The sequence below is a fragment of the Gammaproteobacteria bacterium genome (genome assembly GCA_037388465.1).
In the GTDB taxonomy this organism is placed as follows: Bacteria; Pseudomonadota; Gammaproteobacteria; order SpSt-1174; family SpSt-1174; genus JARRKE01.
Genome location: JARRKE010000018.1, coordinates 1 through 19,956 on the forward strand (window position 1 = coordinate 1; position 19,956 = coordinate 19,956).

The 19,956-nt window shown below is 62.0% G+C and carries 21 protein-coding genes; 7 read left to right on the forward strand and 14 right to left on the reverse strand.

Annotated elements, in window-relative coordinates; genetic code table 11:
• Both P8Y64_05515 and P8Y64_05520 read left to right on the forward strand, forming a co-directional pair.
• Positions 1–1,209: EAL domain-containing protein (locus P8Y64_05515; GenBank protein MEJ2059930.1), on the forward strand; the 1,209-nt coding region annotated here is incomplete at its 5' end.
• A 240-nt stretch (positions 1,210–1,449) separates the two neighbouring features.
• The gene (locus P8Y64_05520; protein MEJ2059931.1) at positions 1,450–4,815 is read left to right on the forward strand and encodes an EAL domain-containing protein; all 3,366 of its coding nucleotides are present in this window, start codon (positions 1,450–1,452) and stop codon (positions 4,813–4,815) included.
• 41 nt (positions 4,816–4,856) lie between these two features.
• On the opposite strand, the gene P8Y64_05525 is transcribed toward P8Y64_05520, so the two are convergent.
• Positions 4,857–6,116 (reverse strand): 6-phosphofructokinase, encoded by a 1,260-nt coding sequence (locus P8Y64_05525; protein ID MEJ2059932.1) that lies wholly within the window; start codon positions 6,114–6,116, stop codon positions 4,857–4,859.
• A 297-nt stretch (positions 6,117–6,413) separates the two neighbouring features.
• On the opposite strand from P8Y64_05525, the gene P8Y64_05530 reads away from it, so the two are divergent.
• Both P8Y64_05530 and P8Y64_05535 read left to right on the forward strand, forming a co-directional pair.
• Positions 6,414–7,424: a class 1 fructose-bisphosphatase gene (locus P8Y64_05530; GenBank protein MEJ2059933.1), complete on the forward strand. Its 1,011-nt coding sequence runs from the start codon at positions 6,414–6,416 to the stop codon at positions 7,422–7,424.
• A 133-nt stretch (positions 7,425–7,557) separates the two neighbouring features.
• Positions 7,558–8,088 (forward strand): hypothetical protein, encoded by a 531-nt coding sequence (locus tag P8Y64_05535; GenBank protein ID MEJ2059934.1) that lies wholly within the window; start codon positions 7,558–7,560, stop codon positions 8,086–8,088.
• On the opposite strand, the gene P8Y64_05540 is transcribed toward P8Y64_05535, so the two are convergent.
• Entirely contained in the window at positions 8,082–8,831 is a 750-nt protein-coding gene (locus tag P8Y64_05540) for a molybdopterin-binding protein (GenBank protein MEJ2059935.1), read from the reverse strand. The genes P8Y64_05535 and P8Y64_05540 overlap by 7 nt on opposite strands.
• Positions 8,832–8,958: 127 nt before the next feature.
• On the opposite strand from P8Y64_05540, the gene P8Y64_05545 reads away from it, so the two are divergent.
• Entirely contained in the window at positions 8,959–9,450 is a 492-nt protein-coding gene (locus tag P8Y64_05545; protein ID MEJ2059936.1) for a hypothetical protein, read from the forward strand.
• Positions 9,451–9,499: 49 nt separating this feature from the next.
• Here P8Y64_05545 and hemH read toward each other — a convergent pair whose 3' ends face one another.
• The gene (gene hemH, locus P8Y64_05550; protein ID MEJ2059937.1) at positions 9,500–10,609 is read right to left on the reverse strand and encodes a ferrochelatase; all 1,110 of its coding nucleotides are present in this window, start codon (positions 10,607–10,609) and stop codon (positions 9,500–9,502) included.
• Between the two features lie 73 nt (positions 10,610–10,682).
• Entirely contained in the window at positions 10,683–11,219 is a 537-nt protein-coding gene (locus P8Y64_05555) for an HNH endonuclease (protein MEJ2059938.1), read from the reverse strand.
• 265 nt (positions 11,220–11,484) lie between these two features.
• Here P8Y64_05555 and P8Y64_05560 point away from each other — a divergent pair, with 265 nt between their 5' ends.
• The gene (locus P8Y64_05560) at positions 11,485–11,871 is read left to right on the forward strand and encodes a PilZ domain-containing protein (protein ID MEJ2059939.1); all 387 of its coding nucleotides are present in this window, start codon (positions 11,485–11,487) and stop codon (positions 11,869–11,871) included.
• A gap of 60 nt (positions 11,872–11,931) precedes the next feature.
• Here the strand turns inward: P8Y64_05560 and gpmI are convergent, their stop codons facing one another.
• The 10 genes from gpmI to hisB all read right to left on the reverse strand — a co-directional run bounded on the left by gpmI (position 11,932) and on the right by hisB (position 18,985).
• Positions 11,932–13,485 carry a 2,3-bisphosphoglycerate-independent phosphoglycerate mutase gene (gpmI, locus tag P8Y64_05565; protein ID MEJ2059940.1) on the reverse strand — a complete coding sequence of 518 codons (1,554 nt, stop codon included), beginning with the start codon at positions 13,483–13,485 and terminating at the stop codon, positions 11,932–11,934.
• 96 nt (positions 13,486–13,581) lie between these two features.
• Positions 13,582–14,676, reverse strand: coding sequence for a twin-arginine translocase subunit TatC (gene tatC, locus P8Y64_05570; GenBank protein ID MEJ2059941.1), 1,095 nt, complete (start codon positions 14,674–14,676; stop codon positions 13,582–13,584).
• Complete coding sequence (gene tatB, locus P8Y64_05575) at positions 14,660–15,100, reverse strand: Sec-independent protein translocase protein TatB (protein ID MEJ2059942.1); 441 nt, start codon at positions 15,098–15,100, stop codon at positions 14,660–14,662. Before tatB ends, tatC begins: the two co-directional genes overlap by 17 nt.
• Before the next feature lie 161 nt (positions 15,101–15,261).
• Positions 15,262–15,399: a hypothetical protein gene (locus P8Y64_05580; protein MEJ2059943.1), complete on the reverse strand. Its 138-nt coding sequence runs from the start codon at positions 15,397–15,399 to the stop codon at positions 15,262–15,264.
• Positions 15,400–15,422: 23 nt separating this feature from the next.
• A complete protein-coding gene (tatA, locus tag P8Y64_05585) occupies positions 15,423–15,668 on the reverse strand; it encodes a twin-arginine translocase TatA/TatE family subunit (GenBank protein MEJ2059944.1) in 246 nt (81 codons plus the stop codon).
• Between the two features lie 75 nt (positions 15,669–15,743).
• The gene (locus P8Y64_05590; GenBank protein MEJ2059945.1) at positions 15,744–16,073 is read right to left on the reverse strand and encodes a phosphoribosyl-ATP diphosphatase; all 330 of its coding nucleotides are present in this window, start codon (positions 16,071–16,073) and stop codon (positions 15,744–15,746) included.
• Between the two features lie 89 nt (positions 16,074–16,162).
• Positions 16,163–16,933, reverse strand: coding sequence for an imidazole glycerol phosphate synthase subunit HisF (gene hisF / locus P8Y64_05595; protein MEJ2059946.1), 771 nt, complete (start codon positions 16,931–16,933; stop codon positions 16,163–16,165).
• 3 nt (positions 16,934–16,936) lie between these two features.
• Complete coding sequence (hisA, locus tag P8Y64_05600; GenBank protein ID MEJ2059947.1) at positions 16,937–17,671, reverse strand: 1-(5-phosphoribosyl)-5-[(5-phosphoribosylamino)methylideneamino]imidazole-4-carboxamide isomerase; 735 nt, start codon at positions 17,669–17,671, stop codon at positions 16,937–16,939.
• Positions 17,672–17,721: 50 nt separating this feature from the next.
• A complete protein-coding gene (gene hisH, locus P8Y64_05605) occupies positions 17,722–18,372 on the reverse strand; it encodes an imidazole glycerol phosphate synthase subunit HisH (GenBank protein ID MEJ2059948.1) in 651 nt (216 codons plus the stop codon).
• 22 nt (positions 18,373–18,394) lie between these two features.
• Positions 18,395–18,985 (reverse strand): imidazoleglycerol-phosphate dehydratase HisB, encoded by a 591-nt coding sequence (gene hisB, locus P8Y64_05610; GenBank protein ID MEJ2059949.1) that lies wholly within the window; start codon positions 18,983–18,985, stop codon positions 18,395–18,397.
• 189 nt (positions 18,986–19,174) lie between these two features.
• On the opposite strand from hisB, the gene fnr reads away from it, so the two are divergent.
• Positions 19,175–19,951, forward strand: coding sequence for a fumarate/nitrate reduction transcriptional regulator Fnr (gene fnr, locus P8Y64_05615; protein MEJ2059950.1), 777 nt, complete (start codon positions 19,175–19,177; stop codon positions 19,949–19,951).
• Positions 19,952–19,956 lie beyond the last annotated feature (5 nt).

Consider the following 19,956-nt stretch of genomic DNA (forward strand, 5'->3'; position numbering starts at 1 on the left):
TCGGAGATGAACGAAGGTCCGTACACCCTCTGCTATCTGGATCTGGACCAGTTCAAACTGATCAACGACACCAGCGGTCATATCGCCGGTGATCAGCTTCTCAAAGAAGTAGCGGGCATACTGCAGGCCTGTGTGCGCAAGACCGACACGCTGGCCAGGCTCGGTGGGGACGAATTCGGACTGCTGCTGAGCGGATACGACCTGGATCAGGCCATACAACTGGCCGATACGGTCCTGAAACACTTGAACGAGTCATCGTTCCACTGGGATGACAAGCAATTCCGGATCACCGCCAGCATCGGCATCGTATCCGTCAGCGGTAACGAAGGTACGATGGAGGAGATCCTGAGCGCCGCGGACACGGCCTGCTACATCGCCAAGGAAAGCGGGCGCAACCGGGCCCACGTTCATACCATCGACGACAGCGAAGTCGCCTATCGGCGCAACGAAATGCTGTGGGTGGAGCGAATCTACAAGGCGCTGGACGAAGACCGCTTCGCGCTGCACTTCCAGCCCATTCACCCCATCAACGGCCATGGCAGCGGCGAACGGTTTTTCGAAGCGTTGTTGCGCCTGAATAACGACCAGGGCCCGCCCACCTGCCCGGCAACCTTCATCCCCGCGGCCGAACGCTTCGGCGCCATGCCGCGCCTGGACCGCTGGGTGCTGGGCAAGGCGGCCGCCACGCTGCGGGTCCACGGCAACGAAAATCCGCCGGTCTGCCTGAGCGTCAACCTTTCAGGGCACTCGCTGGGCGACGAGGGGTTTCTCGCATTTGCCTACGATCTCATGCGCGATACGCAGATCGCGGACAGGCTGTGCTTCGAGATCACCGAAACCGCGGCCATCGCCAACCTCGCCCAGGCACGTAGTTTTATTCATGAAATGAAGCAGCTGGGGTGCCGTTTTGCGTTGGACGATTTCGGCAGCGGCCTGTCCTCCTTTCAGTACCTCAAGAACCTGCACGTCGACTACCTGAAGATCGAAGGCAGCTTCGTCAGCAGCCTGCTGAACGACCCGATCGATCTCGCCATGGTACGTTCCATCAACGAAGTCGGTCATGCCATCGGCCTGCAGACCATCGCCGAATATGTCGAATCCGCCGAGATTCTACAGACCCTTCGCGAGCTGGGCGTGGATTATGCGCAGGGTTTTCATATCGGCCATCCTGTCGAAAACCTGACACTAGTGCTCACGCATTCGACGTAAATATCGCCCATATCTTGACCATATTTTGGTCAATCATTCTCATGCAACGCAGTCAGTCGACTATCTGTCACGATCTCGTCACTCACCTTACGAAAATCGGATAAAGAAAACCCACATAGATACTGTTTGCTCCATTAATTTGGGTTACTCTCAATAATCGGGAAGGACTGAAGTAGTCGTAACCCATGAACGTAAATATTTTTTGCTCCGCTGCTCTGCAGACGTGAACGGGGAGCCATCGTGCGCATCCTTTCACTCACTGCATATATCGCGTTTATTGCGCTCGTGGTTGGGGTGGACTACAGCGGTATCCATTACTGGCTTGTCTCGCCGCTCAACTCCCGTGACGAGAGCATGGCGGAACTGCTTGCGGGCAACGCCGTCTCCACCCTGAACGATCAACGCACGCGTCTGGTCGATCTGGTTCAGGCCGTCGCCAAGAATCCCGAGCACCCCCGTTCCACGGACGAATACCTGAAAGCGGCCGGCCTGGCGGCCGTATTCCGTGTCGCCGCGGACGGCACGGTAGCACCGCTCTACCCCAAGGGCCGAAACACCTCGCCGGCCACAGACACCACGGCATCACTGACGCTGCTGCTTGCCCAGGAAGGTCAGCCGCAACCCGCCGCACAACCCGCGAGCCAGATCTACTGGCTCAACGGCCGACCCATGCTCATGGCCAGCGCACCACAGACCACAGGGCAGGGAACCATCGTCGCCTTCGCGCGTCCCCGTCTCGGCAAGCCGCCGCCCGGCATCGAGATGGACTTCACCCTCATCACGCCCACCTTCCAGCAGACCTTCAGCAACGAACGTCAAACCGATTGGGGTCGCCTGCTGACACAGCCCTCCTCAAACGGCGATCACCTGATCGGCCTGGCCATTCTCGATCAGGATGGCAACGGTCCCGGCCTGGCCATCGGTTTCAGCATGCCCACATCGCAACCCGCCCGATCGGTCACCTACATTGCCGGCATGATCGCCGCCAACCTGCTGCTGATCATCCTGCTGGCCAGTCTGTTATGGCGCAGCGTTCAGCGCGGCCGCCGCCTTGCCGCCGACATGCCCATCACGGGCAAGACAGGAACGAACGGCGGTGCCGCCATGCACCAGGTGAATCAACGCCTCTCAGAGCTCACCCAACGCCTGGACGCCTTCGTACAGCTGCCATCCGAAGAACAGTGGCTGCAATTCTTCGACAAAAGCCCCGCCGGCATGTGCCTGACGCGCGTACGGGACGGACGCCTGATTCAGGTCAACGAAGCGTTGTTGACCATGTCGGGCTATTCCCGGGAAGAGTTCATGGCCCTGGAGGAATTCCCGCTCTGCCCCAGCATCGAGGCCCATGGCAGTGCGGCGCTCGCGGAACCTCACGAATCGGGCAGCACCAGCTTTACCGACAACCAGGGCATCACGCATCACTTCGTGTTCACCCGGGAGTCGCTCGAACTGCACGGTGAGGTCTGCATTTTGACCGTCGCGATCGAGGTCGCCGACTGGGAAACCATCCCGGACGTCCTGAAGGAACTGGAGGCCTCCTACAAGGACGTGTTCGTCAACAGCCACATCGTCATGCTGCTGCTCGACCCCGAGACCGGACGGATCATGGAAGCCAACCCGGCCGCCATCGAGTTTTACGGCTATCCCGAAGACGCGCTCAAGGACATGCTGTTCGAACGACTGTGCGAGCAGTCTGTCAATCTGGACGAACTCACTCACCGGCACCGCCTCACCGTGATCCAACGCGACGCGTCCGGCAAGCGGCACGTGGTCGACATCTTCGGCAGCCACCTCAAGCTGCCGGAAGGCGATTTCGATTACCTCATGCTCTACGACATCACCAGCCGCGTTCGCGCCCAGACCGCGCTGCGGACGGAGAAGGAACAGGTCAAGACCACCCTGAATGCGATTACGGATGCCGTGTTCCGCTGCGACGCCGAACGCCGCATGCTGTTCATGAACGATGCCGCCATGCAGCTGTGCCCCATCCCGCACGAGCAGGCCATCGGCCATCCGCTGCCCGAGATATTGACGCTGCACGAAGAAGAGGAGGACGAGGAGGACACCGTTATCGACCTCACGGAACTGCTCGACAACGCCGAGCAGGGCGAACTGCCGCAGCACCTCATCACCCGCACGTCGAAGCTGAACGGCGACGAAGTGATCGCGCAGGTATCGTACCTGCCGATCAGCGATGAAGAAGAGGCGCCGGCAGGCTTCGTCTTCCTGCTGCATGACATCACTTCGCTGCGACAGCTGTCACGCAAATTGAGCTACGAGGCCACGCACGACCCGCTTACCGGCCTGCTCAATCGTCGTGAATTCGAAACCCAGTTAAACGAGTACATCGACCTCGCCAAATCCGGCGACGACGTACACGTGCTTTGTTATATCGACCTGGATCAGTTCAAGGTCGTCAACGATACCAGCGGGCACCGGGCCGGCGACGCCCTGCTGGTCCAGATTGCGGAACTGCTTACCAAGGTCGTGCGTCGCGCCGATGTCGTCGCCCGTCTCGGCGGGGACGAATTCGGCATCCTTCTCACCTATTGCACACGCGAAGTGGCAGAGAGCATCGTCTCCAAGCTCATCCAGTCCATCAGCGCCCACGCCTTCACCTGGAATGAGCGTGAATTCCAGGTGGGCGCCAGCGTCGGCATGGCCATCATCGACCGCGATACCAAGAGCATGGAGGAAATCCTCAGCTCCGCCGATGCGGCCTGTTATCTAGCCAAGGAGCGCGGCCGGAACCGCTATGCCATTCACGCCCACGCGGACGACACGGTGATTCAGCGGCGGCGCGAGATGGAATGGATCCGGCTGCTGCACAACGCCCTGGAGAAAGGCGACTTCCAGCTTCATTACCAGCACATCCAGCCGTCCAAGGCCGATCCCGAGGCACCGCTGAGAATAGAAATCCTGCTGCGCCTGCTGAAACCGGATGGCGAGATCATCACGCCGGAGCGTTTCCTTCCCGCGGCGGACCGCTTCGGCATGATGCCCCAGATCGACACCTGGGTCGTACGGCAGGTCTGCAAGCAGCTGGCGGAACTCGCCCACAAGTATCCGCTCATGATCTACATCAATCTCGCGAACCGCTCTCTGGCCGATGTCAGTTTCGCGGAACGGATCGCCGAGAGCATCGAACAGACAGACATGCCGGCCGACAAGCTCTATTTCGAGATCTCCGAGGTAACGGCGCTTTCCGCCCCCTCCATGATCCGCTGGTTCAACCAGACCCTGAAGGTGCTCGGCTGCCGGTTCGCCCTGGACAACTACTCGGGCACCCCGGCGACCATCGCCCATCTCAAGGAAATAGATTTCCAGCAGGTCAAACTCGGCAACCAGTTGTCGGCCACCCTGCTCGACGACCCCGACGGTCGCGCCACCATTGAGGCGGTCAACCAGATCGCGCATACGATGGGGCTGGAAACCATCGCCGAATACGTATCCAGTTCGGAACTGGCGGAAGCCTATCGGGCCATCGGGGTCGACTATCTGCAGGGCTATGCGGTGTGCGGCGGCGTCAAACCGCTCGAATCTCTCGAGGCCGTGCTGCAGGAACGCTTCGATAACGGAGAAGGACAGGCCTCCGTCTCTGAATAATCACGGCCTTCCGGCCGGTTCCCGGGTTCGGGCTGGCACCCTCAGGCCGCGGACGTGTACGGCTCGAGCTTCCGCTCGACCTGCTGCAGGCACAAAGGCGGATAGTCCGGCAGGCCATTGCGAAACGGCGGCGGATCCTCCCCCTCGATCAGCGGTTTCAGGTAACGCCGTGCCGCAGCGGTGATGCCATAGCCGTCGCCGCGGATGAACTCCGGAGGCACCTTCCATTCCAGGTCCGCCACTTCCGCCAGCGACACCTTGCCCACCTGCCAGCGATAAGGCTCATCGCTGAGCCGCTCGATGACCGGCATGACGGCATGCTCGCCCGCCAGCGCCATGTCCACCGCCGCCCGGCCCATGGCGTAGGCCTGCTCGACATCGGTTTTCGAGGCGATATGGCGGGCGGAACGCTGCAAATAATCCGCCACGGCCCAATGCACCTTGCAGCCGAGCTCCTGGCGCACCATCTGCGCGATGGTCGGACCCGCCCCGCCCAGTTGAATCCAGTCCTGGTTGGCATTGTCCTGAGCGATGGAGATGAATCTTCCCTCTGTGTCGCGTACCCCTTCGGCCGCAGCCACCACGCAGTATCCGTGCCGGTCGACCGTCGCCCGCAGGCGCTTCAGGAAATCATCGTGCTCGAACGGCCGTTCGGCGAACAGGATCATCAGCGGCGAATCCTCTTCCTCGAAGGCCAGTCCGGCCGCCGCCGCCAGCCAGCCGGCATTGCGTCCCATGGTCTCGAGAATGAACACCCGCGTGGAAGTCCCGTACATGGAGGCGACATCGAGCGCCGCTTCACGCACCGAGGTGGCGATGAACTTGGCGGCCGAACCATAGCCGGGACTGTTGTCGGTGTGGATGAGGTCGTTGTCGATGGTCTTCGGCAGACCGATCACGCGCAGGGGGTAACCGCGCGCATCCGCCATTCCCGCCACCTTAAGCGCGGTCAGCATGGAGCCATTGCCGCCGTTGTAGAAAAAATAACCGATGTCGTGCGCCGCAAACACTTCCAACAGGCGGTCGTACTGATCGCGGTGCGTTTCGGTATCACCCAGGTCGAAGCGGCAGGCGCCGAAGGCCCCGCCGGGCCGATAGCGCAGCGATGCGATCGAGGCCTCGCTCTCCCGGCCGAGGTCGATCAGATCCTCCCTGAGCACCCCGATAATGCCTTCACGGGCAGCATAGACGCTGCCGATCTGGTCCGGTCGCTCCAAGGCGGTCTGGACCACGCCGCAGGCTGTGGCGTTGATGACGGCGGTTACGCCGCCGGCCTGTGCATAGAGGGCGTTTGCCGGCATGGGAGTCTCCCTGTGGCTCCTTGAGACAAAACGAATGGCACGCGCTGAACCATAACATAGGCCCGCGTAAAACCGGGACGCCGCGCCCCCGCCGCTCCGCCAGCCCATTTTTGCTATCATTTGCAGCCTTCTGCCCCGGGCGGAACCACGAACCCGGCACATGTGAGGGTTCGGCCAAGACAAATCAAACAGTTGCGTGTTTGGTTAACGGGCGGGCCAGCGGGCCGTCGAAAAATGCCATTCAGCGGCCGGCACGGGGCAAAACCGATTTCTTTTGACGATCAGGGCTCAATCATCATGCACACAGGCACTACGCTTACCCAGTTCATCATCAAGGAGCAGAGCAAGATCAGCGGCGCGACCGGTGAGTTCACCCTGCTCATGAACGACCTCGCCACTTCCTGCAAGGCCATCTCCGATGGCGTCAATCACGGCGCCCTGGCCGGCGTCCTCGGCAGCGCCGAGAGCGAGAACATTCAGGGCGAGACCCAGAAGAAGATGGACGTGTTGTCCAACGACATCATGCTCCATCTCAACGACCGCAACGGCCACGTCGCGGCCATGGCCTCCGAGGAGATGGAGGACATCTACGAGATTCCGGCCGGCGCCCCCCGCGGCAAGTATCTGCTGGTGTTCGATCCGCTGGACGGCTCCTCCAACATGGACGTGAACGTCTCCGTCGGCACCATCTTCTCCGTGCTGCGCTGCCCGGAAGGCGTAGACAAACCCACCGCCAAGGATTTCCTGCAGCCCGGCACGCAGCAGGTCTGTGCCGGCTACGCGCTGTACGGCCCCTCCACCATGATGGTGCTGACCACCGGGCATGGCGTGAACGGCTTCACCCTCAACCAGGACATCGGCGAGTTCGTCCTGACCCATCCGAACATGGCCATCCCCGAGGACACTCAGGAATTTGCCATCAACATGTCCAACCAGCGCTTCTGGGAAGCCCCGGTCAAGCGCTACATCGACGAATGCGTCCAGGGCAAGGAAGGTCCGCTCGGCAAAGACTTCAATATGCGCTGGGTAGCCTCCATGGTCGCCGAGGTACACCGCATCCTGACCCGCGGCGGCATCTTCATGTATCCCATCGACGAGAAGATCAAGTCCAAGGGACTGGGCGGCAAGCTGCGCCTGATGTACGAAGCCAACCCGATGAGCTTCATCGTCGAACAGGCCGGCGGCGCCAGCACCACGGGCCGTGAGCGCATCCTCGATCTGCAGCCCGAAGACATCCACCAGCGCGTGCCGGTGGTGCTGGGCTCCAAGAACGAGGTGGAGCGCGTTACCGGTTACCACAAGGCGTAAACCGACCGCACCACAGCCCGGCGCCCACACGGCGCCGGGCTTTTTTTATGCCTTATCGTCACGTTAGGGTGGCTATACTTGATGCTCGGCGGCACAGCCGCCTGCCCGAATCCAGTCTGCACAAGGGGGAATTATGCGCAGTCGTATCCTGGCGGCCATGAGCGCCGTATTCGCCATTATGATGTTGTCCGTCGCCCTGGCCGACAGCGGCCTGCAGGCCAGCCTCGCCGACCCGGCCTGGGACGGCAAGACCATACCGCCCGGCCAGCAATGCCATCGCTTCGGGGGCGAGGCCTCCACGCCACGGCTGAAGGTCAGCGACATTCCGCAGGGCACCCAGGCGCTGGTGCTCGCGTTCAGCGACCGCGACTATCCCCCCATGAACCATGGCGGCCACGGCCAGATCGGCTACCGCCTGCCGACCCGGGTCAAGCAGACCATCGTGCCCTCGGTGCCCGGACACACCTTCACCCTGCCGCCTGGCTTTTTCCTCATCAAGGCACATGCCAATCCGAAATGGGACAAGCCCGGCGCCTACATGCCGCCCTGTTCCGGCGGCAAGGGGCATGAGTATTACGTGACCGTCCAGGCCGTCACGCTCAATGCCTACGGCAAGCCGGACAAGGTGCTTGGTCAGACCGTGGTCGAAATGGGGCGTTACTGATCCTCGTCAATCGCCGTCCAATCGATACCGAGCTGGCGTAATGCTTCGGTGAGGTCGAGCCAGGCGGTCTCGACCTCACCGACTCCCCCCTTAAGGCCCAATTCGATCTGACGGCGATCGCCGGTATGCGGCAGGCTGGAAAGCCGGATCGACGCATGCCGCGCGAGCAGGTCCTCCATCAGGGGGATGAGTTCGCTTTCGGTGACGCCGGCCACCTGAAGCCGCCGCTCCACATCCGGGGCGGCCCGGAACAGGTGCCGGCAGTGTTTTTCCAGCACCCACTCCGCCATCGGCCAGGCCATGTTGGGAAATCCCGGCAGGAAATGATGCCCGGCCAGGGAAAAGCCCGGGACCTCGTTGACGGGGTTGGGAATCAGTTCGGCACCTTGCGGCAGATCCGCCATGCGTATCCTGTTCGGATGCGCCGCTTCCCCGAAACGGCGTTCGATGATTTGCGCCGCCTCGGCATGCCTTACCAGCGAAACGCCCGCAGCCTCTGCCGCACAGGCCCGCGTCAGGTCGTCGGGCGTAGCCCCGATGCCGCCGAAACAAAACGCCGCATCCCCCCAGGCGAAGCTTTCCCGCAGCGTCCGCACCAGCCTGGCGTGCTCGTCACCCACCATTCTGACCCAGGCCGGCTCCAGGCCGCGCGGCCTGAACAGATCGATCATATGCGCCAGATGCTTGTCCTGGCGTTTCCCGCTCAATAACTCGTCACCAATAATGATGAGACCGATAGACATGTCCGAATGCCTTTGTGGGGAATAAAACCATCGTACGATTGATCCATAATAGGGTGGGTTTGCTGAATTCCCAATTACACACGGCAAACCTTTTACACCACAAAAACATCACCACAGGAGTAGCGACATGATTAACATTCTCGGATATAAGCTGCCGCGTTCCGCCAGCATCATGCTGTGTTTGTTCGGCCTGCTCGGCCTGGGCACCGCCCATGCGGGCGGATTTCACGGCGCCACGGCCACCAAGGCGCAGTACGGCGCCATCTTCCAGCTCGACAGCGGCGGTAACCGGGCTATCAAGAAGACCCTCAACAACATCGAAAACCTGCTGCACGATCCACGTCTAAAGGGCAAGATCAAGGTGGAACTGCTGGCGAACAGCAAGGGCTACGATGTCTACGTGAAGAACAACGGGTTCAGGGAAAAGCTCGAACATCTTCGCAAGGAAGGGGTGATTCTGGCCCAGTGCTCAAACACCCTGCGTGAGCTGCACATCGACCGTCACGATCTCTATCCCTTCATCTCCATCGTGCCGTCCGGCGTGGGCGAGATCACCATCCGCGAGGCACAGGGCTGGGCCTACATCCACCCGATTCCGCCGGCACACGAAAGCCTGTAAAACCACTTGCCGTTTATCGCCCGGGCGGATGGAGCCGCCCCGGCGTTCCTTACCGGTTTGCGCCGTACCGCTGGGCCCGCGCGGCACTCTCGGCGCGGCGCCGTTGGTCATCCTCCGGATCCCAATCCGCTGCCGCCTCCGGCCATCCCTGGGCGTGCCTTTCCACCAGACCGCTCAAGGCCTCGATATGTTCCGGACTGTCGTTCAACGCAGGGATATACCGATAGGCCTCGCCACCGGACGCCAGAAACACGTCCCGGTTCTGCATGGCGATCTCCTCCAGAGTCTCCAGGCAATCCGCCGCAAACCCCGGACAGACCACGTCCACCCGGCGTTTACCTTGTTGAGGCAGCGTGCGTAAGGTCTCGTCGGTATAGGGTCTGAGCCACTCCTCGCGTCCGAAACGGGACTGGAAAGTGCACTGCCAGTCGTTCTCGCCCAGCTCCAATGCCTCGGCGACCAGGCGCGCCGTCTTGAGACACAGGCAGTGATAGGGGTCGCCGGCCTGGAAATAGCGTTTCGGCACCCCGTGGAAGGACATCAGCAGGTATTCGCCGCGCCCGTGCTCGTCCCAATAGGCACGAACGCTGGCCGCCAGGGCGGCGATGTAGCCGGGATCGTCGTGATAGTCCTGGATGAAGCGCAGTTCGGGCACCCAGCGCCAACGTTTCAACTCGTCGGCCACCGCATCGAAAACCGAACCGGTAGTGGTCGCTGAATACTGGGGATAAAGCGGCACCACCAGGAGGCGTTGCGCACCGGCCTGTTTCAGGGTGGCCAGCGCCTCGGCGATGGAGGGCTCGCCGTAGCGCATGCCGAGCGCCACCTCGACCGGCCCCGTCAGGTGATGCCGCAGCGCCGCCTGCAGGGCGCTTTTCTGGCGACGTGAGATCGCCAGCAGCGGCGACCCTTCCGGCGTCCATACCTGCCGGTAGGCGTGCGCACTGCGTCGCGGACGCAGATTGAGAATGATCCCGTTGAGCACCAGCCACCACAGCGCGCGCGGATACTCCACCACGCGCGGATCGCTCAGGAATTCGCGCAGATAACGCCGCACCGCCCTCGGTGTCGGCGACTCCGGCGTACCCAGGTTGACCAGCAACACGCCGGTACAGATCGCACTGCCGTGCTGATAGTCCTGTTCACCCAGATATTTCATGATTTGTTTCCGTTCGGCGCGGGACAGAACGCCCCGCCGCGTGCGACCGGGGTTGGCGATAGTTGCGTGTCAGTCACGCCAGCCGGCGGTGCAAAGGACTGGTGCGCGGGAAATGTGCGCGCAGGAACTCCATCTGATCTGCCAGCACGCGTTTGCCCTGCAGATAGATATATTCGGCATGGGTCGGTTCGAAGGGTATGGCCAACAATTCCATACCGGCCTCTTCCGGGGTGCGTCCGGCCTTGTGGTTGTTGCAACGTTTGCAGGCGGTCACCACATTGGTCCATTTATCCTGACCACCCTGGCTGAGCGGCGTGACGTGATCGCGCGAGAGGTCCTGCATCCGAAAGCTGCGCCCGCAGTACATGCAGATATGGTCGTCGCGTTTAAAAAGCGTATGGTTGTTGAGCGGCGGCATATAGTGCTTGTGCAGTCGCTTGTTGGTCCCTTCGGTGGCGATGATGGAGTGCACCTCGACCTGGGATCGCAGACCGGTGCGGTTGTTGTAGCCGCCGTGCAGGACATAGATCGCCCGGCCGACGGTGTACGCCACCTGGCCGGCGTAATAAAGCTTTACGGCCTCCTGATAATCGACCCACTCCAGCGGCATGCCGCTGGCGTCGGTGCGCAGGACCTGTTGTGTCAGCGCCTCCACCACCTTTCTCCTGATAAAACCCCATCGAGGAAATCGCGGAACCGCAGGCACTCTACCGCCAAAATATGACCAAAAGCAATCTGCCTCGGGACAAAGAAATCACCGGCCTAGCCCCCACGCATGCGTGTTTTCGTTGTAAATTTGAAGTTGGATATTTACACGCGAAACACAAACAAATGCGTCGCCGCTGCAGGACGCTTTCCGGCAACAGGAGCCATCGATGCAGGGCCAAGATCAGCGCAAGACCCATCGGGTCAGATTTTCAGCCGAGGCCGTTCTGAGCTTCGACCAAACCCCCTATGCCGTTCAGATCGTGGACATCTCTCTGATGGGTGCCCTGCTACTGATGCTGGATGACAAGCGCCCGCTTCCCGAGCCGGGCGGTATCTGCCGCTTTGAACTGGCGCTGGACACTCGGCACGTCATCCAGATCGCGTGTCAGGTGGTCAGAACAGCCGATGATCACCTTGTGGGCGTCAGCTTCGACGAGCTGGACATCGACAGCGCCAGCCATCTGCATCGCCTGCTCGTCGTCAACCTGGGAGAAGAGGAACTCCTGGCGCGCGACCTGGACGCCCTGATCGAGGCACACCTGGGCACGCGATAACCTGCAGAGCAGGATCCGTAATACGATCTCCGGATCCCCACTCCCAAAGGGCCCGCTACCTCACTCGGGACGCGGCAGTTCCTCAAGGAGCATCGAACGCCCCTTCATGGCCTCGGGCTGCTGCAAGCCGATGAGTTGCAGGATGGTGGGCGTCAGATCGCTTAATCCAGCGCCCGTGGCGAGCCGCCAGTTGGAGCGGTCCACCAGCAGGAACGGTACCGGGTAAACGGTGTGCTGGGTGTGCGGCTCACCGGTAATCGGGTCCACGTATTCGTCGCAGTTGCCGTGATCGGCGGTCAACATGACGGTGTACCCCTCACTCACGGCCGCATCCAGCACCCGACCCGCCTCGCGATCCAGCGTCTCGACGGCCTGGATGACGGCGGCCGGCACCGCCGTATGCCCGACCATATCTCCGTTGGCGAAATTCACCACCACGAACTGGTACTTGTCCGACTGCATGGCGGCGATCACCTCGTCGGCGACCTCGGCAGCGCTCATCTCGGGCTTTTGGTCATAGGTCGCCACATCCGGAGAATTCACCATGACGCGGTCTTCGCCGGCGTAGGGCTCTTCCCGGCCGCCGTTGAGGAAGAACGTGACGTGGGCGTACTTCTCGGTTTCGGCGCAATGAAACTGCTTGTAGCCCGCCAATGCGACCACCTCGGCGAGCGTGGTGGCGGGGCGCTCCGGCGGGAACACGATCGGCGAAAGCAGGCGTGGATCGTACTCGGTCAGACAGGTCACGGTGATCGGTTGATAATCCCCGCGATCGAAACCGTCGAATTCCTCCAACGCCAGGGCCGCAGCCAGCTGGCGCGGGCGGTCGTTGCGGAAATTGAAGAACACCAGCGGATCGCCGGCCTTTACCAGACCGTCGGCATTGAGCACACAGGGCTTGATGAACTCGTCGGCCTGTTCGTTTTCGTAGGCCGCCCGGATGGCGCTCTCGGCATCCTTGAAGTCGGTATTGCCCTGGCCATGAATAATGGCGTCAAAGGCCAGCTTGGTCCGATCCCAGCGATTGTCGCGATCCATGGCGTAGTAGCGCCCGGTCACGGTGGCGATGTAGCCCTCGGCCTTGTTGAGGCGCTTTTCCAGATCGGGGAGATAATTGATCGCCGATTTCGGCGGGGTATCGCGGCCATCGGTGATCATGTGCACCACGGGCTGCACGCCCTTTTTGCGGCACATGCGGATCAGCGCGTTGAGGTGGCGAATATGGCTGTGCACCCCGCCGTCGGAAACCAGGCCGAGCAGATGCAAAGGCCGTCCCGCCTCCTTGGCGCGGTTGACCGCCTCGATCAAGGCCGGCTTGTCGAAGAAACTCTTGTCCTGGATCGCATCGTCGATGCGCACCAGATCCTGGCGAATGATGGTCCCGGAACCGATGGTCAGGTGGCCCACCTCGGAATTACCCATCTGCCCGACCGGCAGGCCCACCGCCCGGCCGGACGCTTCGATCACCGCATGCGGATACTTGGCGAAGTAACTGTCCAGACGCGGTGTGGCCGCCTCGTGCACCGCGTTGTTCACCTTGCTGGGATTGACACCGAATCCGTCGAGGATGATCAGAACCACCTTGCGGGCCGTGGTGGTGCGTTCTTCAGCCATGGAGTTTTCAGCCTTCGGATGTGGGTAAAAATCGGAAACGCGATTTTATCACATCGCCTGGCGTTGCCCCGGTGACAGCACCGTGACACGCCCGGCCTATTTATCCGACCGGCTGCCCTCCGGCTTCTCTTCCGTATCGGATGCATCTTGTTCGGCCGCTTCTTCCTCGGCCTGTTCGGCTTCCTCGATGGCATCCAGCTCGGCGTCCATCTCGGCATCGGTCAACGGCCGGTAGGGTTCGTCATCCCCGGCGTCGGCCGCGCCTTCCTGATAGCGGCGCGTCAGACGCTCCGCCTCGGTCAATTCCTCTTCCGGGATGTCCGCAGCAGCGGCTGCGCCGCCGGCCGGTGCGGTCGGGGATGAAGGCGGCGGTTGATCGTCGGAGGGTCCGCCTTCGTCGCCGCCTTCATCCGCGTCTTCATCGGTTTCATCCGTCGGCTTCGGCACGACCATGCGCGAGAACACCAACCCCACCTCGAACAGCAGCCAGATAGGCAGCGCCAGCATGGTCTGTGACACGATATCAGGAGGCGTCAGCAGCATGCCTATAACGAATGCGGCAACGATAACGTAGGGGCGTTTGCGCGCCAGGTCGTCGGGACTCACCACGCCGGCCATGACCAGCAGCACGGTGGCCACCGGCACCTCGAAGGCCGCCCCGAAGGCCATGAACATCTTCAGGACGAAATTCAGGTAGTGCCCCATGTCGGTCATCACCTCGACACCCTGCGGAGCGATGCGGGTGAAAAAGCCGAACACCAGCGGGAAGACCACGAAATAGGCGAAGGCCATGCCCAGATAGAACAGCAGCACGCTGGACACCAGCAGCGGCACGGCGAGCCGCCGTTCGTGCCGGTACAGCCCCGGCGCTACGAAGCTCCAGACCTGATGCAGGATGTAGGGCAGCGAGATGACGAAGGAAAGCACCACCACCAGTTTGAACGGCACCAGAAAGGTATCCGCCACGGCGGTGGCGATCAGATGCCCGCCCTGCGGCAGGTGCCGGATCAGCGGACCGGACAGCCAGGTGAATATCTGGCCGTCGAAGGGGTATAGCGCCAGGATCACGACCAGCATGACCAGCACGCTGCGCATGAGGCGCGTGCGCAGCTCGATCAGATGCCCGAGCAGCCCCTGCTCCGCATCCAGACCGTCGTTTTCTGTTTCGGGGGATTTACTGCTTTGTGTCATGCGTGCTGGCGCGCTTGTCTTCTGTCTCGGTCGCCGCGTCGGTGCCGGATGATGCCTCGTTCAGCTGCGGCTTGGCTGCCGTTGATGACGTCGAGTCAGTTGACTTGTCCGGGGCCGGTCGGTCCTCATCCATTGACCGTACGAGGTACTCGGTCTCCTGGACCTCGTCGTTGATCTTGCGCTGGGTGTCCTGCACCAGATCGCGCAACTGGTTGATCTCGTCTTCCTGCCGACGCAACAACCCTTTCAGCTCATCGGCATTGAGCTCACGCTCCACCTCGTCACGCACGCTGTTGATGTAGCTGCGCGCCTTGCCGACCCATAGACCGATGGTGCGGGCAAGCCCCGGCAAACGCTCGGGGCCTACCACGATCAAGGCCACGATCATGATCAGCAACAGCTCGGTAAAACCGATATCAAACATCGAATAATGCTCGATCTGGCATGCGGGAATTGTGCGGCTGCGTTGTGACCGGCGGGCCCGGAACCCGCTTAGGATCACATCGGCCGCCCGGTATCAGGCTGGACCGATGCGTCCCGGCGGTATCGATTGCGCGCGGCGTCCGCAAGGCGTGTTGCGATTAATTAATGCGAACCCTCGTCGGAGCCGCTCAGGAACAGACCCAGGAAACCGAGGATCATCACGGCGCCGGCCGTGAGCAGAATCCCCAGCAGGACCAGAAAAGCCACCGCCCCGAAAGTCACGCCATCGAGAAAAATCATTCGAACCTCCTAACCTGTTGGGTTCAGTCGTTTTTGTGCTGTTCCTTGTGGACCACTTCCGCATCCACGGTCTGGCCCTGGCGGTGTTCGACCTGCTTCTCTTCCGAGCTGCCGGCCTCCGCCTCGCCGTCGTTCATCGCCTTTTTGAAGCTCTTGATCGCCCCGCCGACGTCGGAACCGATATTGCGCAGCTTTTTGGTGCCGAACAAAACGATGACGATCAACAGGATCAACACCAGCGATCCGATACTGATTCCACCCGCACCCATGATGCTCTCCTCTCAACTGACTCGCCGCGGACATTCCGCGAATTGATAAACCGCTTAACTAGCGGCCTGACGGCCTTACCCGGCCTGGCCGCGACCGGCCTTTTCCTCGATGCCCGAGGTGCCGAAACGCCGTTCCAGCTCCGCCAGCACCTGACCTGGTTCCAGGCCCTGCTGGCTCAGCAGTACCAGGCTATGAAACCACAAATCGGCCACCTCGTAGACAATCTTGTCAGGGTCGCCGTCCTTTGCGGCCATCACCGTCTCGGTGGCCTCTTCGCCGATCTTCTTGAGAATGGCGTCCAGCCCCTTGGCGTACAGACCGGCCACATAGGAACTGCCGGGTTCCGCCTGCTTGCGCGCCTCCAGCACCGCGGCCAGACGCGCCAGGATCTCGGTTTCAGCCATGCATAGCCTGCCTTGAATCTTCGACCACGCCCGGCCGTCAGGCGTTCCCGACAGTCGGCGCGACCGGGTTTACCGAACTTTATATGGTATCACAGGCGCACCTCGATCCCCTCGGCAGCCATGTATTCCTTGGCCTCGGTAATCGAATATTCACCAAAATGGAAAATGCTGGCGGCCAGCACCGCATCGGCGCGCCCCAGGCTGACCCCCTCGGCCAGATGGTGCAGGTTACCGACCCCGCCGGAGGCGATCACGGGAACCTCGACCGCATCCGACACCGCACGGGTCAGCTCCAGGTCGAATCCCTCCCGGGTCCCGTCCCGGTCCATGCTGGTGAGCAGCAGCTCACCGGCGCCGTAATCGACCATGCGCCGCGCCCATTCCAGGACGTCCAGGCCGGTGGGCTTGCGGCCGCCGTGCGTAAAGACCTCCCAGCGCGGCTCGCGTTCCGCCCCGCTCACCTGTTTGGCGTCGATCGCCACTACGATGCATTGGGAACCGACCCGATCGGCCGCCTCGCGCACGAACTCCGGCCGGAACACGGCGGCGGTGTTGATCGCCACCTTGTCTGCACCCGCATTGAGCATGCGGCGGATATCGTCCTGGCTGCGGATGCCGCCGCCGACCGTCAGCGGGATGAAAACCTGTTCGGCCACTGCCTCGACGACGTGCACGATGGTCTCGCGTTCGTCGGAACTGGCCGTGATGTCGAGGAACGTCAGCTCGTCCGCCCCCTCGGCGTCGTAGCGGCGGGCGATCTCCACCGGGTCGCCCGCATCGCGCAGGCCGACGAAGTTGACGCCCTTGACGACCCGGCCGCCATCCACGTCCAGGCAGGGGATGATGCGTTTGGCAAGCATGCTTCAGGCGCCGCTTTCCACCAGGGCCCTGGCTTCAGCCAGATCGATGCCGCCCTCGTACAGGGCACGGCCGAGAATCACGCCGTCGATTCCTTCATCCTCCACCGCCAGCAGGGCACGGATGTCGTCCAGGCTGGTGACGCCGCCGGAGGCGATTACCGGAATATGCACTGCCTGGGCGAGGCGCACGGTGGCCTCGACGTTCAGCCCCTGCATCATCCCGTCGCGGCTGATGTCGGTATAGATGATGGCCGACACACCGTCGGTCTCGAAGTGCCGGGCCATGTCGATCACGTCGTGCTGCGACAGCTTCGACCAGCCGTCGATCGCCACCTTGCCGTCCTTGGCATCCAGGCCGACGATGATGTGTCCCGGAAATTCCAGGCACAGGTCGTTGACGAAATGCGGCTCGCTCACGGCCCGTGTGCCGATAATGGTGTACTGGACCCCCGCATCCAGGTAGCTCTGAACGGTGTCGGCATCGCGTATGCCGCCGCCGGCCTGGATCGGTATTTCCGGAAACGCGGTCACGATACGTTCGATCACGGCCATGTTCTTGGGCCGGCCCGCGAAGGCCCCGTCCAGGTCGACGAGATGCAGGCGCTCGGCACCCGCCTCGACCCAACGTTTAGCGACCGCAACCGGGTCGTCGGAGAACACCGTCGAATCGTCCATTCGTCCCTGGCGCAAACGGACACATTTGCCTTCCTTCAGATCGATGGCGGGTATCAACAACATGACTCAAAGCCCCATTACATAGTGCCTGGATACAGATGATGGGAACGGATTCAGCCCGGCGAACCGTCCCATGCGACGAAATTTTCCAATAGCTTCAGCCCGGCCTGCGCACTTTTCTCGGGATGCGCCTGAATGGCGAAAAGGTTGTCACGCGCCAGCGCGGAGGTAAAGTTGCGGCCGTAGTCAGTCGTCGCGGCCGCCAGCGTGGTGTCCACAGGCGCGACGTAGTAACTGTGCACGAAATAAAAACGGCTGTCCTGCGGGATGCCGTTCCACAGCGCGTGCGCGTGCAGCTGGTGCACCTCGTTCCACCCCATGTGCGGAATCTTGAGGCGCTCGCCGGCGGCGTCCTTCAGGCCGTGGCCGAAAAACCGCACCGTACCCGGATAAATGCCCAGGCAGGCGGTGCCATCGTTTTCCTCGCTGTGCTCCATCAGCACCTGCATACCCATGCAGATGCCGAGAAACGGCTTGTCACGCGCGACCTCGCGGATCACCGGCTCCAGCTCCCGCGCATGGAGTTCGCGCATACAGTCGCGCGCCGCACCCTGGCCGGGGAACACCACCCGGTCGGCCGCGCGCACGGCGGCGGGATCGGATGTAACCAGCACCCGCGCGTCGCGCCCTGCAACCGCCTCGACCGCCTTGGCGACCGAACGCAGGTTACCCATGCCGTAATCGATGACTGCAATGGTTTGCATGGCTTGCGCCGACGTTAGCGGATCAGAGACTGCCTTTGGTGGAGGGAACGCCCGTGACCCGCGGGTCAAGCTCCAGCGCCATGCGCAGGGCGCGCCCGAAGGCCTTGAAGATGGTCTCCGCGATGTGATGCGCATTGCGGCCGCGCAGGCAATCGATGTGCAGCGTGACCTGGGCATGATTCACGAAGCCCTGGAAAAACTCGTGCAGCAGATCGACGTCAAACTCACCGATGCGCGCGCGCGGATAATCGGCGTGATACTCGAGACCGGGGCGGCCGGAAAAATCGATCACCACGCGCGACAGTGCCTCGTCCAGCGGCACATAGGCATGCCCGTAGCGCCGGATACCTTTCTTGTCGCCCAGCGCCTGCGCAAAGGCCTGGCCGAGGGTGATGCCAATGTCCTCGACGGTGTGATGCGCATCGATGTGCAGATCGCCCGTGGCCCGCACGTTGAGGTCGATCAGCCCGTGACGCGCCACCTGATCCAGCATGTGGTCGAGAAAGGGCAGACCGGTGTCGAAACTGCCTCGACCCTCGCCGTCCAGGTTGATTGAGATGGCTATTTGGGTCTCCAGGGTGTCCCTGGAGATTTCCGCGCTGCGCGAAGACATGCTGTTCGAATGGTTCGAAGGGATGAATCAGGCCTCATCATAAACCAAGCCCTTTGCTTGGTCGATTATCGTGATGCACCTCGCAAAACGCGGATCGCGACTGCAGCGTCCGTCGCTGCAAGCTGGAACAGGGGACAGGAATCGGGCATCATTCGCAATGATCTCCTCGCAATCAAGCACTTGGACGCCATGAGCGCACCCGAAAACGGAAAAATCTTCCGCCTGCACGATCTGCAACGCACCTGCCAGCAATGCAGTCTCCAGATGCTCTGCCTGCCGGGCGGACTGAGCGACGGGGAAATGGAGCGCCTGGACAACATCATCCAGAAACGCCGTCCGCTGCAGCGCGGGGAGCACCTGTACCACGTCGGCGACGACCTCGAGGCCATCTACGCCGTGCGCTCCGGCTCGATCAAGTCCTACACCATCACGCCCGACGGCGAGGAACAGATCGTCGGCTTCCACCTGCCCGGCGAACTGCTCGGCCTGGACGCCATCGGCGACGGCCATCATCCCGCCGCCGCCAAGGCGCTGGAAACCACCAGCGTCTGCGAACTGCCCTTCGAACGCCTGGAACAACTGGCGCACGACATCCCTGAATTACAGCACCAGCTGCTGCGCATGATGAGTTCGGTGCTCAAGTCCGACGAAAGCATCATGACCCTGCTGGGCAAGAAAACCTCGGAGGAACGCCTGGCGGCGTTCCTGATCAGCATCGCCAACCGGTTCGCCCAGCGCGGCTACTCCGACCGCGAATTCAACCTGAGCATGTCGCGCAACGACATCGCCAACTACCTGGGCCTGGCGATGGAAACCATCAGCCGCCTGTTCTCCCGTTTTCAGGAGCAGGGCCTCATCGAGGCGGAACGCAAACTGGTTCGCATCCTCGACAAGGAAGGCTTGCGCCGTCTGGCGGGCAACCTGCCGCGCCACGCCAACAACTCGGGCGCGGCCAAGGAAGGCTGAGCCCC

What these genes read in the sequence shown, in the direction of transcription:
- P8Y64_05525 (MEJ2059932.1), bottom strand. Translation starts at nt 6,116, where the DNA reads ATGCCGGCAAACGCCCTCTATGCACAGGCCGGCGGCGTAACCGCCGTC.
- P8Y64_05530 (MEJ2059933.1), top strand. Translation starts at nt 6,414, where the DNA reads ATGCACACAGGCACTACGCTTACCCAGTTCATCATCAAGGAGCAGAGC.
- P8Y64_05535 (MEJ2059934.1), top strand. Translation starts at nt 7,558, where the DNA reads ATGCGCAGTCGTATCCTGGCGGCCATGAGCGCCGTATTCGCCATTATG.
- P8Y64_05540 (MEJ2059935.1), bottom strand. Translation starts at nt 8,831, where the DNA reads ATGTCTATCGGTCTCATCATTATTGGTGACGAGTTATTGAGCGGGAAA.
- P8Y64_05545 (MEJ2059936.1), top strand. Translation starts at nt 8,959, where the DNA reads ATGATTAACATTCTCGGATATAAGCTGCCGCGTTCCGCCAGCATCATG.
- hemH (MEJ2059937.1), bottom strand. Translation starts at nt 10,609, where the DNA reads ATGAAATATCTGGGTGAACAGGACTATCAGCACGGCAGTGCGATCTGT.
- P8Y64_05555 (MEJ2059938.1), bottom strand. Translation starts at nt 11,219, where the DNA reads ATGCCGCTGGAGTGGGTCGATTATCAGGAGGCCGTAAAGCTTTATTAC.
- P8Y64_05560 (MEJ2059939.1), top strand. Translation starts at nt 11,485, where the DNA reads ATGCAGGGCCAAGATCAGCGCAAGACCCATCGGGTCAGATTTTCAGCC.
- gpmI (MEJ2059940.1), bottom strand. Translation starts at nt 13,485, where the DNA reads ATGGCTGAAGAACGCACCACCACGGCCCGCAAGGTGGTTCTGATCATC.
- tatC (MEJ2059941.1), bottom strand. Translation starts at nt 14,676, where the DNA reads ATGACACAAAGCAGTAAATCCCCCGAAACAGAAAACGACGGTCTGGAT.
- tatB (MEJ2059942.1), bottom strand. Translation starts at nt 15,100, where the DNA reads ATGTTTGATATCGGTTTTACCGAGCTGTTGCTGATCATGATCGTGGCC.
- P8Y64_05580 (MEJ2059943.1), bottom strand. Translation starts at nt 15,399, where the DNA reads ATGATTTTTCTCGATGGCGTGACTTTCGGGGCGGTGGCTTTTCTGGTC.
- tatA (MEJ2059944.1), bottom strand. Translation starts at nt 15,668, where the DNA reads ATGGGTGCGGGTGGAATCAGTATCGGATCGCTGGTGTTGATCCTGTTG.
- P8Y64_05590 (MEJ2059945.1), bottom strand. Translation starts at nt 16,073, where the DNA reads ATGGCTGAAACCGAGATCCTGGCGCGTCTGGCCGCGGTGCTGGAGGCG.
- hisF (MEJ2059946.1), bottom strand. Translation starts at nt 16,933, where the DNA reads ATGCTTGCCAAACGCATCATCCCCTGCCTGGACGTGGATGGCGGCCGG.
- hisA (MEJ2059947.1), bottom strand. Translation starts at nt 17,671, where the DNA reads ATGTTGTTGATACCCGCCATCGATCTGAAGGAAGGCAAATGTGTCCGT.
- hisH (MEJ2059948.1), bottom strand. Translation starts at nt 18,372, where the DNA reads ATGCAAACCATTGCAGTCATCGATTACGGCATGGGTAACCTGCGTTCG.
- hisB (MEJ2059949.1), bottom strand. Translation starts at nt 18,985, where the DNA reads ATGTCTTCGCGCAGCGCGGAAATCTCCAGGGACACCCTGGAGACCCAA.
- fnr (MEJ2059950.1), top strand. Translation starts at nt 19,175, where the DNA reads ATGAGCGCACCCGAAAACGGAAAAATCTTCCGCCTGCACGATCTGCAA.